This is a genomic window from Methylophaga sp. UBA2689, assembly GCA_002354555.1.
Taxonomy (GTDB): domain Bacteria; phylum Pseudomonadota; class Gammaproteobacteria; order Nitrosococcales; family Methylophagaceae; genus Methylophaga.
The window spans coordinates 1-15,337 of the sequence record DELT01000083.1 but is presented as its reverse complement, the minus strand read 5'-3'; the positions used below and the strand labels follow the sequence as shown (position 1 = coordinate 15,337).

Here is a 15,337-nt window from a genome sequence, read left to right as displayed (position 1 = left end):
ACTGACTCGCATTGCCTGGTTTGACTGAATAACAATTGTCTGTATTATCGCTGGCAGTTTCAGGTGCCCTTATTGCAACATGTAATAAAGGTTAAACGGGAAACAGGTGCGCCAATGATTTGGCTATTCCTGTACTGCCCCCGCAACGGTAAACAGTTATTTCATAGCTCTGGTCGCTATCTGCCTGATAGATCGACAGTCACTGTACATTGACAGTATGGGAAGACGAGAAATGAAGCTTAGGTACTGTTTTATCTTTTATAGCCACCTCTGTAATGGCCAGAAAAGATAATCAGATACTGACATAGCTAAGCTGTAAGTCCGGAGACCGGCCCGAAGCTAACGATGGAGTCGTGGCGGGGTGCCTGAACGTTTCCGAGATTACACCCATACTGTCCCCTGCCCGCTATTTACCATACTGGTAGCTGTTTTTGCTGCGGCAGGATGTCTGATGTCTTATATTTTTAATTATCGATTACCTCTTTACAGAACCGTTTATCTGTTTGCCCTGTTGTTTTCGCTGTTAACTTCAAGTGCGTATGCCAGTGAGCATCACGTAACGGTTATTGTGTCAGATCGTTCGGCCCCGACATTGGTCTCTGGTGCACATCAATTATTACAGCAAAATCCCGATGCAAATATTCAAATACGCACGGTCAGTCAGCTTAATGCTTTGGACGATGCTGACTTACAGCAATTAATTGATAACAGTGAAAGCTTATTAGTGGTTGGCGTATTTGGCGATCCGATTGAACGTTTACTGGCTCGTCAATATAACAGTGATCAAAAGCGTTATGTTTTACATAGTGACCAGCGACTTATCGCCTTAAATAGCGACCCAGTTACACAATCCATTCCTAATTATATAGTGAGTGATAAAGCTTCACTAAGCACTACAACTTTGTTGGAGGCCAAACAGGCCCAATATCCCGAGTATGCTAACTGGTTACAGGCTCGTGCTTACTGGGTTAACCGTTCGACAGAAAATTCACGCAGTCTGCTGGACATGTTGCTCACAGAAGGCAATAAAAAAGCCGAATTACAACCGGTTGGGGCTTTACGTTTTGCTTTGCATAACGACGATAAAACTCACTGGTTAAGCTCTGATGAACTAGTGACACAACTGGATGCCTCACGGCCTGTGGTCTGGTTGGTCGATCATGATACCGGCGATCTGACGGGTGAATGGAAACTGCATCAACAGTATTGTCAGGCCCTGAACAGTCAGTGCGTTTCGGTGCTGGCTGCATGGGGTGAACCCAGTGTTGCAGCTGTTCAGACCATCAAAAATGTCATGAGTAAGTCTTTGCCAAACACACCATGGGGAATCGTTTCTTTACAAGACTTTGTGATGGGTGGCGGTGATGGCCGTGAGACGGTTGAACAACTATTTACTGAGCTTAATGTTCCGGTTTTAAAAGGCATTCGTCTTAACGAATTGAGTGAGGCGGATTATGCCTTATCTTCACAGGGTATTCCTCGCGATTCCATTCATTACCGAATTGCCATGCCGGAGTTACAAGGTGTCAGTCAGCCACAGATTCTGGCGTTAACTGAGCCTGCAAAGATTGACCAACAAACAGGGGCTCAGCTGACTCAAAGCCTGCCTATTACTAAACAAATAACCCGTCATGCGAAGCGTATGCAACGCTGGCTGGATCTGCAACAAAAAGAGAATGCTGATAAGCGTGTCGCCATTGTGTATTACAACCATCCCCCCGGCAGACATAATATCGGTGCGGACAATCTGAATGTGCCTGAAAGTCTGCTGGAAATATTGAATTCTCTGAAAAACGCAGGTTATCAGACCGGTGAACTGCCCAAAGATGCTGAGGCTTTGCTTGATTTGCTACAACTTCAAGGGGTGAATTTACCTGAAGACGCACAAGCTTTATCTGCGATGTCCAAGGTCGCCAACACCATGACAGCGGATGATTATCAACGCTGGTTCAAGCAGTTACCGGCCACGGTTCAGGCTGAAATGATTGATGGGCCTCTGGCAGCATTACAGCAGCGTATGCGTGATGCTATTAAGCAGGCTCTGGCATTGGAAAATGTAACCGTTCGTCAGTCTCAACTGCAGTTACTGTCAGCATTTATGCAGCAGACCTCTACGGATATTCATCATGCGCTGGATGGTTTGCGTCATCCCGGCCGCAGTCGGGCATTGAATTTATTAACCCAGCTGGAACAGGATTATCAGCAGATCATCGACTCTGCTGCACAAGGCCATCAACCAGACTGGCAACATAGCGAATCATTACATGATGCATTATTGGAAATGCAGATCGAAGGTATTCGTGGCTGGGGTGACATCCCAGGCAAGGTGATGGTCTGGGATAATCAATTACTGATTCCCGGCGTGCAATTTGGCAATGTGTTTATTGGCCCTCAACCGCCTCGCGGTTGGGAGATCCATGAAGAACTGTTGCATGCCAATATGTCCTTTCCACCGCCGCATCAATATCTGGCGTTTTATCACTATATTCAGTCGATATTTAACGCCGATGCCATGGTGCATGTCGGTCGACATTCCACCTATGAGTTTTTACCCAAACGCAGTGTAGGTCTGGGCGAAGATGATTACCCCGCTATTATTGCCGGTGATGTGCCTGGACTTTATCCCTATATAGTCGATGGCGTTGGTGAAGGCATACAGGCCAAACGTCGCGGGCAGGCAGTTATCATTGATCATTTGACTCCCCCGCTTGCCGTGACTGAACTATATGATGATTTGCTGCAATTACGTCAATTGATTGAAAGCGCCGAAGCGGCTTCAGATAAAGCCACACGGGATCGGGCTATTCGCAGCCTGCGTGAACAAATCGAAACCATGGGGCTGCGTGATGAATTAATTGCCAGCATGGATGAGGAGCTGCAAGTTCGTGGTGCCGGTTTCGATGAAATTGATGATGATTTTCTGCTGCATGAAGTCGGTCATTATCTAACCAACTTTCAGGAGACCTTTATGCCGCTTGGACTGCATGTATTTGGCCGCAATTGGTCCGCGGATGGACTCGATACCATGATGAACTCAATTCTGGACAACACAGATTACAGCGAGGATCAACGCAAAGATATCTATCAAAAATTGCAAATATCTCCAGCTGCTGAGATTGAAGCGCTTTTAAATGGTTTGAATGGTCGTTTTATCTCTCCAGGGAAAGGCAATGATCCCATCCGCACGCCGGATGCCCTGCCCACTGGACGTAATTTTTATGCGTTGGATGGCAGTTTGCTGCCTACCCGTGTGGGTTTTGATATTGGTCAGCAACTAGCTGCACCTGTATTGTCCGGCGAAAAAGGCAATATTGAAGGTCATGAAGTTGGCGATCGCAATAAACAAGGCGTGATTTTATGGGCCTCTGATTCGGTGCGGGATGAAGGTGCGATGATTGCGTTTGGTATGAAACTGTTGGGAGTACGCCCCATATGGAATAGCCGAGGCATTATCAAAGGTCTCGAGCGTCTGCCTCTAAATGAGGAGCAACCGCAGCGGCTGGATGTGCTGTTTACTACCTCAGGTCTATTCAGGGATTTATATGGCGAACATCTGGTGTTGCTTGATAAAGCCAGCTTATTGGCCCTGGATGCCAGTCATGATCTGATTATCCGTAATTATCCTGCTCTGGCAGTCGCCCTTAACGCTGCTTTGCAGCCTTTAGGTGAATGGCAACAAGGTGGCGATGAAGCGCTGGATAAAAATCTGGTGGCCGCCAATTGGGTTAATGAAACCAGACAACGGCTGGCCCAACAACCGGATATCGATCCGGCTCAACTAGGTCGACAGACCAGTCTGCGGGTGTTTGGTATTGCCCCGGGTTCTTATGGTGCCGGAATTAATCGTCTGGTAGAGCGATCTTCTGCCTGGGAAGATCGTAGTGAACTGGCGGATGTATTTATCAAACGTATGGCACATGCTTATGGCAGTGGTCTGCAGGGTGAATCGCAACCGGACTTGTTCAAACAGCAACTTGCCGGAGTATCACAGACCTTTCTGGGACGTGCCAGTAACCTGTATGGCCTGATGGATAATAATGATGCATTTGATTATCTGGGTGGTTTTAATCTGGCGGTGGAAACAGTCAGTGGCCAGCAACCTGGAAGTGCGGTGATTAATCACAGTAACGACGATAATCTACGGATCGATAATCTGCCACAAGCCCTCCTGGTGGAGCTGCGAGCCCGTTATCTGAATCCACAATGGATTAAGCCGTTAATGAACGAAGGTTATGCAGGTGCCCGCACCATGGGCAGTGAGTTTATTGAATATCTTTGGGGTTGGCAGGTGACCAGTCCCGAGATCATTACCGATCAGGTCTGGGAAGAAGTGAAAGCCGTATATGTGGATGACAGTCTGCAGTTGGAACTGGATTCGTTTCTAAGTGATGGTCATAAGCAACACGTGCAAACCAATATCCTGGCAGTAATGCTGGTCGCCATTGATAAAGGATTCTGGGATCCTGACCTGCAGACGCAAAAACAATTGGCCGAGCAGTTTGCTGCCAATATTATTGAAAAAGGCATTCCTGGCAGCGGTCATACTCACGCCAATCATCCAATGTATGATTTTGTGAAATCACAGCTTGATACGGACACAGCTGAAGCATTAGAAGCTGTTCTGGCGCGAAGCCGAATGCAAACCTTAGAAACGGCTTCCTCTCCAAGTCATATACAAGAATTGCAATTGAATCAGCAGGATAGCCAGCAAATCAAGAATAGTAATCAAACTGCTGAGGACACTACAGCAACCAGCTCCACCGATAGCAAAATGCTTTGGTTGTGGACGTTGCTGGCATTATCAGTAATCGTTGCCGCAGGATTATGGCGCGGTCGTAAAGGAGCTATGTAATGTATCCGCATTTTTCATTGGAATTGATGCACCAGCTGACCGGACTATTATTAACCCCGGTGGTTTGGGCCTTATTATTTTTTGTTGGGTTAGCCGTATATGAAACAGGGATTGCCATTGGCGAGCGTTTTTGGGGAATTGCCCGCTTATCTCGTCAGGCAGACAGTGATTCGTTGATGGCTTTGGGCAAACGCAGGATAGAACGGGCCGATTTTATTACCAGACTGGCACCAATGCTCGGTTTGATGGGCACCTTGATTCCATTGGGTCCGGGACTTGCCGCATTAGGCGAAGGACAACTAAGCATACTGACAACGGCAATGACAGTGGCGTTTGATACCACAGTGATTGGCTTATTGGCTGGTATGATTGGTTTTGTCATTGGCCGAATGCGTCGGCGTTGGTACGATGCTGCACTTACGCTGTTGGAACAGCAAAATGGATAAATGGCGGCGCAGTTCATTTCTCGATACTGATGAAGATCCGTTAGGTCCATTGGCCAATCTGATTGATATTGTGCTGGTATTTGCCTGTGGTTTAATCGCTGCACTGGTGGCGTTCAGCACTGATTTACAGGATCACTTTGAAGTTCAGCCGCAGGAAATCACTCTCGGTAAAGAACTGCCAAAAATGCCCGACAATATGCAACAACAGATGCAGGATGGCAGTGGTTACGAAGCTGTTGGTCAGGTATATCGAGATCCACAAACCGGTAAGCTGATTTTAATTGACGAGTGATTTTCGAGTCGAACGATCGTCAAACCTTAAGTAAAAGATTTTCGCCCAGCCCGCGAATCCAAAAGCAATTTCAGGTAGAATCACCGCTTCTACTGAACTCCTGTTTTTATTGGATTTTAAAATGGCTCAATACGTATACAGCATGAACCGCGTTGGCAAAATCGTCCCACCCAAACGCGAAATTTTAAAAGATATTTCTCTATCCTTTTTCCCTGGCGCCAAAATCGGTGTATTAGGTTTGAATGGCTCAGGTAAATCTACCCTGCTCCGCATTATGGCGGGTGAAGATAAAGATTATATTGGCGAAGCCAGACCAATGCCGAATATGAAAGTCGGTTATTTACCTCAGGAACCTGAACTGGATGACAGCAAAACGGTTCGGGAAATCGTTGAAGAATCAGTTTCTGATGTTAAAGCCGCATTGGATGAACTGGATGCGATTTATGCAGCTTACGCCGAACCGGATGCCGACTTTGATGCATTAGCCAAAAAACAGGGCGAACTGGAAAACCTGATCACTGCCAAAGATGGACATAATCTGGACAATGCCCTGGAACGGGCAGCTGATGCGTTACGCCTGCCACCCTGGGATGCCAAAGTTGCTGTGTTATCCGGTGGTGAGCGTCGTCGCGTTGCGTTATGTCGTTTATTACTCGATCATCCGGATATGTTATTGCTTGATGAGCCGACTAACCATCTGGATGCTGAATCGATTGCCTGGATTGAACGTTTTCTGCAGGAATACCCCGGCACCGTGGTGGCGATTACCCATGACCGTTATTTTCTGGATAATGCCGCAGGCTGGATTCTTGAGCTGGATCGTGGTCGTGGTATTCCTTATGAAGGCAATTACTCTTCCTGGCTGGAACAGAAAGATCAACGTCTGGCCCAGGAATCCAAACAGGAAGCCTCTCACAATAAAGCCATTCAGGCTGAGCTTGAATGGGTGCGCCAGGGAGCCAAAGGTCGTCAGGCAAAATCCAAAGCGCGTTTGAAACAGTTTGAAGAAATGAATTCAAAAGAATTTCAAAAACGTAATGAAACCCAGGAAATCTATATTCCACCTGGTCCACGTTTGGGTGATAAGGTCATTGAACTGCATAACGTCACTAAATCCTATGGCGACAAACTGTTGTTCGAAGATCTCAGTCTGACGATTCCCCCCGGTGCAATTGTTGGCATCATCGGCCCTAACGGTGCGGGTAAATCTACTTTGTTCCGCATGATTACCGGCGAAGAAAAAGCTGATTCCGGTGAAATCGAAATCGGCAGTACTGTGCAACTGGCTTATGTAAATCAGGCCCGCGAACTGGATGGCAAAAAAACGGTATTTGAAGAAATTGCTGATGGTGCCGATATGATTACTGTCGGAAATTATCAGACCCCTTCTCGTGCCTACTGTGGACGCTTTAACTTTAAAGGGTCAGATCAGCAGAAGTATGTGAAGGATTTATCCGGTGGTGAGCGTAATCGTCTGCATATGGCCAAACTGCTTAAAGAAGGCGGCAACGTTTTATTACTCGACGAACCAACCAATGATCTGGATGTGGAAACATTACGGGCATTGGAAGAAGCCATCTTGGCGTTCCCGGGTTCAGCCGTAGTCATTTCGCATGATCGCTGGTTTTTAGATCGGGTATGTACCCATATGATTGCTTATGAAGGCGATTCCAGCGTGGTATTCTTTGAAGGTAACTACAGCGAATATGCAGAAGATTACCTCAAGCGTTATGGCAAAGATCATCAGCCGGAACGTATCAAATACCGCCGGATGAATTAGTTTGCGTTCTTAACCACAGAGACACAGAGGGCACAGAGGTTTAAAACGGATCTTGTCGGGTTACGCTACGCTAACCCGACCTACCCATGTAAAAAACTTATTTAATTTCTCTGTGTACTCTGTGTCTCTGTGGTTAACTTTAATCTTTTAAAGGCTTATGCATCATCTCAGGTGTACGTTCAGGACCGAGGATACCGACACGGATCAGAAAATCACCAAAATGCTCATCTTGCTCACGTTCTGCAGCAAACTGTTCAATCATTGGTTTCAACGTATTCAGAATGGTGGTTTCATCCACATTTTCCAGATACAGACGATTTAGTCGCTGACCACTGAAATCTGCCCCCAGATTCAGGTTATAGCGTCCTATCGCTTTACCGGTTAACGCAATTTCACCCAAGTAAGGTCTGGCGCAGCCATTCGGACAGCCGGTGATACGGATATTAATCAGTTTTTCCGGCAGGCCCACATCACTCATTATCTGTTCAAGTTTGCTCAGAAATTCAGGTAAATAACGCTCAGATTCAGCCATCGCTAATGCACAGGTAGGTAACGCAACACAGGCCATGGCATTTAAGCGTAATGCCGGACGGCTCTCACCGATATCAAGTTGATATTTTTGGACCAGTTGTTCAATAAGCGGTTTTTGCTCAGGACTGATATTGGCAATAATCAGGTTCTGATTACAGGTCATGCGAAATTCGCCCGTATGAACTTTGGCGATTTCACGCAGTGCTGTTCGTAATTGCAGTGATTCCGTATCTTTGACTCTACCGCTGTAAATATACAAGGTCAGGTGCCATTGACCATCTTCACCCTGGATCCAGCCAAAACGATCACCATTACGTAATAACTCAAAGGATCTGGCAGCTGTCATTGCCTCACCATGGTATTCGGTGAATTTCTCGTTAAACCAGTCGATACCATGATCATCAATGGTGTATTTAAAGCGCGCATGCGCCCTGACACTACGGTCACCAAAGTCACGTTGAATGGCAGCAATGGTTTCGCAGGCTTTAACAATCTGGTCTTTTGGCACAAAACCGGCCATGGTGGCTAAGCGTGGGAAAGTTGCGGTTTCACCGTACGTCATACCCATGCCGCCACCGACGGCGACATTGAATCCAACTAACTCGTCGTTTTCAATAATGGCAATTAACGCAATATCGTTGGCCAATACATCGCTGTCGTTTTCAGGTGGAATAGCGATACCGATTTTAAATTTACGCGGTAAATAGCGATCACCGTAAAACGGCTCTTCAGATTTTCCCGGTTGATAGACACATTTTTCACCCAGCCATATTTCAGCATAGGCACCCGACTGCCAGCACAAATGATCGCTGATAGCTTTGGATATCTGATAGACCTCGGCATGAACAGATGATTGATGCGGATTGACGTTGGTGACGACATTACGATTAACGTCACCACAGGCACCTTTGGTGTCCAACATCAATGCATTGACCTGTTGCATTAATGAACGCAGATCTTTTTTCAATACTTCATGATATTGAAAGGTCTGCCGGGTAGTTATCCGCAGCGTGCCATTCGAGCAATCATCTGCAATCTCATCCAGCCCCAACCATTGTTGCGGGGTGACCACACCACCCGGAATACGCAGTCGAACCATAAATGAATATAACGGTTCCAGCTTTTGACGACGACGTTCATCACGCAGATCTCGATGATCCTGCATATAACTGCCATGGAATTTGGTCAGCTTGTTGTCATCTTCGGAAATCGCTCCGGTAACCACATCATCCAACCCTTCGGCTATGGTGCCACGCAGGTAACGACTGTCGAGTTTGAGTTGTTCGGCTTCAGGTAATTTGGTATTCATTAGTACACATCACGTTGGTAGCGTTTATCACGCGTCAATTGACGCAGATATTCAGTGGCATCTTCGCGGCTTTTTTTGCCTTGCTGGCTGATAATATCAATCAGAGCTTCATTAACATCCGGTGCCATATTGTCGGCATCACCACAGACATATAAATAGGCTCCATCCTGCAACCAGTTCCATATCTCAATGGATTTTTCACGAATACGATGCTGCACATAGATTTTCTCAGTCTGATCCCGAGAAAATGCCACATCCATATGGGTTAATAATCCAGATTTACGCCAGGACAGCCACTCGGTCTGATAGAGAAAATCAGTCAGGAAATGCTGATCGCCAAAGAACAGCCAATTAGATCCTCGAGCACCTCGTTCTTCACGTTCCTGCATAAAGCTTCTGAATGGGGCAATACCGGTTCCGGGGCCAATCATAATAATTGGTGCATCATCATCGGCAGGCAATTTGAAATTTTTATTGGGATCGATATACACCGGAATAGTTGCATCTTCGGCTAAGCGGTCGGCTAACCAGGTTGAGGCTACCCCGCCTCGCTCACGGTTATGGGTGTTATACCGTACTGTTGCCACGGTGATATGCACCTCTTCATCAACCGCAGCCTGACTGGATGCGATCGAATATAACCTTGGCGGCAATTTACGCAGCAATTTGATAAAGCCGTTGGCATCGATGTCTGTTAATGGGTAACTTTGTACCAAATCCAACACATCACGACCGCGGATCCATTCGGTAACTGCCGATTTGCTCTCCATCAGCTTATTCAGTTCATCCGACTGGGACAGTTCAGCCCATTTTTCCACTAACGGTCGGGTCAGCACGGTAATTTCACGATGATGCATCAATGCATTGGTTAAGGTTTCTGTTTGTTCATCAAGTTCTACTGGACCATCAGCATCAAATCCCAGCGCATCAATCAGCATGGAGACCAGAGCGGGATCATTCTGTGGATAAACACCTAAGGCATCACCCGGCTGGTAGTGCAATCCCGAACCTTCCAGTGAGATTTCAATATGCCGCACTTCCTTGCTGGAACCGCGCCCACTGAGTATCTGGTTCTCTAGCAACGGTGCAGAAAATGGATGTTTACGATCGTATTGAACGGAGGTTTCAAGCTGACTCATCGCTGCAGAAGCTGACGGAGGTGCAGCACTGGCTTGCATGGAGCTGGTCAGTGACTCAACAAATTCAGCGATCCATTTTTCCGCCAAATCATCATAATCCACATCACAATCAACGCGCGGAATTACCGCGGTTGCACCAAGTTTTTGCAGACGCTGATCAAAGTCTTTGCCAGTCTGACAGAAATATTCATAGCTGGAATCGCCCAAAGACAGCACGCTGAATTTCAAACCTTTTAATCCTGGTGCTTTACGGCTCCCCAGAAACTCATATAAATCCATCGCGTTATCCGGTGGCTCACCTTCACCATGAGTTGAGGTTAACACCGCAAGATATTGTTCGTTCTTCAGTTCTCGTGGTTTGTATTCGGCCATATCCCATAACTTGACTTCAATACCACTGGCTTTAGCTTTTTCGGCTAGTTGTCCGGCCACTGTTTCGGTATTACCGGTTTGTGAACCATAAAGCACGGTAAGTTTGATCGTTTGATCCGGCAGAGAAGGTGCAGCTTCCGTAACAGCTGTTCCACCCTGAGCCGCACGATAGCCTGACAAATAGCCTGACAGCCAATCTACCTGCCAGCCTTCCAGGCCTTGCAGTAAATTATTCAGCTGTTGCAATTGTTCATCGGTTAATGGAGCGTTGGGCAACCTGATATTCATGTTGTTGGTTTGTCTCTTAAAAATTGAGCTGTGAGTCCGCACAAAATAACAAAAACTTTATATAAATAGAAACTATATGTTTTGATTTTAATATAATTAAAATGAATATAAATTGATACTAACAACTATTATTGTAGAAAAATTAATGCAAATTATTGTGAATGTTTTGGTGTGAAGCGGTAAAAATTAATGGACTATATTTAATATTGGTCCGTAGCTGTATATTTCAACCGCTTTAAGATCTGTTTATATTTCAGAGGCGGAAATAAAAGATCAACAAGCTCTAGTCACTTTTATGCTCGTATAAATCAGTATCAGCGTACATATACAAAGATTGCAAATCGATGTTGTCCATCGCGTGACTGGAAGCCGTACCAACAGTATATTCAATATTAAGGTGCGGGCTGACATTAGCATTATAATTTTTTACTGCTTCAGCCAGTTGTTCCAGTCTGTTTTCTGATTGCTCACACACACTTAAAACGACAAACTCGTCATCAACCAATCGAGACACTAACTCAGTATCAGTAAAGATTTCTGTCAATATTCGGGAAAAATGAATAAGGGCTTCATCGCCTGCAGAAATTCCGTGAGCATGAGAGATGCGCTTGTAATTATTCACATCAAAGTAATACATAGTAATACTGGCCTGGTACGGTACAAAAATATTCAGTAATTTTTGTGCTCTGCGTTCGAAAGCCTCTCGATTCATTAAGCCGGTCAAATTATCCTCATCTAACAGTGGATTATAGTCGATTTCCTCTTCGACCATTTCCGTCAATTGTTTTAATAATTGTTTATCTCTATCCGAAAAGCTCCTTGGGCTAGGGTGTTTTAAACATAAAGCGCCCAACTTCTCTCCGGAACTGGCACGAATCGGACAACCGGCATAAAACCGTATATAGGGTGCTGAGGTAACCATGATATTTTCAGCATAATGTTTATCATTCAGTGTATCGGAAATGACAAAAATATCTTCCTGAGCAATCGTCTGGTTACAAAATGCCACTGAACGTTCCGTTTGCCGTTGACTGAATCCCTGTGATGATTTTATCCATTGTCGATCTTCGTCTATCAGTGAAATTAAGCTAATCTCCACATCGAATAACCGGGTACAGAGTTTGGTTAAACGATCATAACGATGTTCCGGTTCACTATCCAGAAGTCCCAGGCCATGCAGGCGTTTAAGCCTTTGCAAATCAATATGTTTTGACGTGTTTTTTGACCAGTCAATAAAAGCCTCAGGTAACATGGGACGACCAATAAAATACCCCTGAGCCTGATCACAGCCCATTTTACGCAGCAGATCCAGGGCAGCATTATCTTCGATACCTTCTGCAGCCACTTGCATATTCAGACTGTGGGCAAGTTCAATAATCGCCTTGATAACCAGTCTTGATTCGCGTGAATCCGCAGAGGTCATGACAAAGGTTTTATCCACTTTTACTTCTGAAAATGGCATACGAACCAAGGCCAACATCGACGAAAAACCGGTGCCGAAATCATCTATGGATAAACGGAATCCTCGCAATCTCAACCTGGTCAGAATATCCAGAGACATCACCGGATCGTCCATTGCGGCAGTTTCAGTCAACTCCAGAATCAGTTGATCCGGTTTGATATTATGGGCTTCACAAAGCATTTCAATTTGTTTGAATAAATCCAGATTCTTGAGTGATGCAGCAGAAATATTCACCGAAAGCAATAAGCCCCTGTTCTGGATTTTTAGCGAAGGATCTGCTTCCTGAAGGTAATTTAAAAAAGGTAATGCCTGTTCAAACACCTGTAAGGTTAATTTGTCGATAAGATCATTCTGTTCGGCTAATGGAATAAATTTTTCCGGGGAAATAAAGCCCTTTTCTGCATGTTGCCACCGAGCAAGAGCTTCCAGGCCAGTTAGCGTGCCACTGATACAAGACACTTTTGGTTGATATACCAGATAAATTTCACCTGCATTAATCGCTTCTTCCAGCTCATTGACGGTAAGGGTATTAGCCTGGTTTTCAGCACGCAGTTGTTGACCAAATTTGTTATCAGCTGTGTTGATGGATTCAGAGTTGATTAAATCTCGGAAAGCTTTTGGATTAAAAGGCTTGGGAAGAACTCCCAGAACATTAAGTCCATGTGCTCCCGCCGAACGTGCAGCAGCATGCAATAGTTGCTGGCCGGCGCCACTGGTGATGATTAACTGGGCATCGATCTGCATACGGCCCAGTTCTCCAAGCACTTCTACACCATCCATATCCGGCATAATCAAATCAATAATCAGATACTGTGGGCTCCAGTCATTGATGAGCTCCAGAAAACTTTGAAAGTCGGAGGTTATTTTGGCTGACAGACCGATAAATTCAGCGACATTGGCAATCGCTCTTGCAGTGAGATTATTGTCATCCAGAATAAGTACTTTTAATTCGGTCATCGTCCCAGACTACTCTTGGTTATCCAATGAAAATAAACTTTGCAGACACTTTGTCATTTATGTCTCATTCTGCAAAGAATTTCGGATTTTAGTGGTTAGTTCATCTCGACTGTACGGCTTGCTCAGTAACATTACTCCAGGGTCCAGCCGACCATGATGGACGATAGAGTTTTCGGTATAGCCAGAAGTGAACAATACTTTTAATTGTGGCCGGATTCGCTGAGCTTTGTCCGACAGCTCTCTTCCACTCATACCGCCTGGCATCACTACGTCAGTGAATAATAAGTCAATATCTGCATCACTCTGAATGATCTCCATAGCTTCGAGACCATTTGATGCACTGATTACCTTATATCCCATAAACTCCAATTGCGAAATAACATAATTGCGAACCAATTCATCATCTTCAACAACAAGTATGGTTTCGTTGCCAATATGTGGCTGAATATGCAATACAGAAGCGTTTTCTGCTGTAGCAACTTCTTCCGGTGATCGAGGTAAATAGAGTCTGATGGTGGTTCCCTGCCCGACTTCCGAATAAACATTTATATGACCATAGCTCTGACGAGCAAATCCATAGACCATCGCCAACCCCAGGCCAGTCCCTTTATCTTTGCTTTTCGTGGTGTAGAACGGTTCAAACACTTTATCCAGGTTTTCTGGAGCAATGCCCACCCCGCTATCTGAGACACCAATAATCACATAATCACCTGGCGTAACATCATGTTGGGAACCATAGTCTTCGGAGAGTGAAACATTGAGTGTTTCAATTAATAACCTGCCACCTGATGGCATCGCATCACGTGCATTGATGGCCAGATTCAACAACGCATTTTCCAATTGCCCCGGATCAACTTGCGCCAACCAGAGCTCAGGTTCCAGAGCCAGCTCTAGCTGAATCGTCTCCCCAATGGATCGGCTAAGTAATCCCTGAAAATTCGTTAATAATTGATTGGCATCAATATGTTTTGGATCGAGAGCCTGCTTACGGGAAAAGGCCAGTAAGCTGCGAATTAATTCTGCTCCGCGGTCTGCTGCTTCCTGGATCATTTCAGACAGGCCACGTAATTTGGAATCACTGGCAAGTGACTCAGTAATAATTTCGGCATTGCCGACAATAACTGTCAACAAATTGTTAAAGTCGTGAGCAACGCCACCGGTTAATTGACCAACGGCTTCCAATCGTTGGGATTGCCGTAATTTTTCTTCTATTTCAAGACGATCAGTTATATCCGTAATACCGCCAACCATACGGATTGCTTCGTTAGCGTTATTGTAAATAACATAACCCCGGTCGATAACATCTGCATAGTCCCCATCCTGACGTTGAAACTTATAGTTGTCAGACCAGCTCTGCTGTTGGGTTTCAATTGCTCGCTCAAGATTGTTTATGACTCGATTACGGTCATCAGGATGAATGCGTTTTTCCCAGCCTTCAATAGAAGGTTTTTTTGATTGGGTATCAATGCCAAACAAGGTTGCAAAACTATCGCTCCACCAAAGTTCGTTTGTCAGCAGATCCCAGTCCCAGATCGCATCGTTGGTTGCTTTGGATAATAATTGAAAGCGTTTTTCACTCTCCCGAATATTGGCGTCTGCTTCTTTTTGCAGCGTAATATCGGTCATGTAGCCTTCAATCGCTGCTACATTGCCGTCTTTATCTCTTACACCACTACCCTGCTCCCAAAACCAGCGGATACCACCATCTTTATGAATTATTCGATACTCGACCTGAAACGGCTGGTTTTGCTCGATTGCTTTTATTGTTTCAACATACATCTTCTCGCGATCATCTGGATGGATAATATTGGCAAATTCAATCCGCTGGTTGCCGATAACATCTTCAGCGTTATAGCCGGTTAAACGTTCGAATGCTTCGCTTACATAGAGCATAGTCCATTGCTCATCA

At 45.3% G+C, this 15,337-nt stretch carries 8 protein-coding genes and 1 riboswitch; of the genes, 4 read left to right on the top strand and 4 right to left on the bottom strand.

What is annotated here, in order from left to right; all coding sequences use genetic code 11:
- Positions 1-44: 44 nt before the first annotated feature.
- A riboswitch (cobalamin riboswitch) is annotated at positions 45-351 on the top strand.
- 100 nt (positions 352-451) lie between these two features.
- The 4 genes from B3M51_RS09865 (at position 452) to ettA (ending at position 7,370) form a co-directional block, all read left to right on the top strand.
- Positions 452-4,852, top strand: coding sequence for a cobaltochelatase subunit CobN (locus tag B3M51_RS09865; RefSeq protein WP_292758761.1), 4,401 nt, complete (start codon positions 452-454; stop codon positions 4,850-4,852).
- Complete coding sequence (locus B3M51_RS09860; RefSeq protein WP_292758758.1) at positions 4,852-5,298, top strand: MotA/TolQ/ExbB proton channel family protein; 447 nt, start codon at positions 4,852-4,854, stop codon at positions 5,296-5,298. The genes B3M51_RS09865 and B3M51_RS09860 overlap by 1 nt, the downstream gene beginning before the upstream one ends.
- Entirely contained in the window at positions 5,291-5,590 is a 300-nt protein-coding gene (locus B3M51_RS09855; RefSeq protein WP_292481905.1) for a DUF2149 domain-containing protein, read from the top strand. Before B3M51_RS09860 ends, B3M51_RS09855 begins: the two co-directional genes overlap by 8 nt.
- A gap of 121 nt (positions 5,591-5,711) precedes the next feature.
- Positions 5,712-7,370, top strand: a complete 1,659-nt coding sequence (ettA, locus tag B3M51_RS09850) for an energy-dependent translational throttle protein EttA (protein ID WP_292758755.1) — start codon at positions 5,712-5,714, stop codon at positions 7,368-7,370.
- A gap of 139 nt (positions 7,371-7,509) precedes the next feature.
- On the opposite strand, the gene B3M51_RS09845 is transcribed toward ettA, so the two are convergent.
- The 4 genes from B3M51_RS09845 to B3M51_RS09830 all read right to left on the bottom strand — a co-directional run.
- Positions 7,510-9,210, bottom strand: a complete 1,701-nt coding sequence (locus B3M51_RS09845) for an NADPH-dependent assimilatory sulfite reductase hemoprotein subunit (protein WP_292758752.1) — start codon at positions 9,208-9,210, stop codon at positions 7,510-7,512.
- The gene (locus tag B3M51_RS09840) at positions 9,210-11,009 is read right to left on the bottom strand and encodes an assimilatory sulfite reductase (NADPH) flavoprotein subunit (RefSeq protein ID WP_292758749.1); all 1,800 of its coding nucleotides are present in this window, start codon (positions 11,007-11,009) and stop codon (positions 9,210-9,212) included. Before B3M51_RS09840 ends, B3M51_RS09845 begins: the two co-directional genes overlap by 1 nt.
- Positions 11,010-11,292: 283 nt before the next feature.
- Positions 11,293-13,428: an EAL domain-containing protein gene (locus tag B3M51_RS09835; RefSeq protein WP_292758746.1), complete on the bottom strand. Its 2,136-nt coding sequence runs from the start codon at positions 13,426-13,428 to the stop codon at positions 11,293-11,295.
- Between the two features lie 57 nt (positions 13,429-13,485).
- A partial coding sequence (locus B3M51_RS09830) for a hybrid sensor histidine kinase/response regulator (protein WP_292758743.1) occupies positions 13,486-15,337 on the bottom strand: 1,852 nt, incomplete at its 5' end.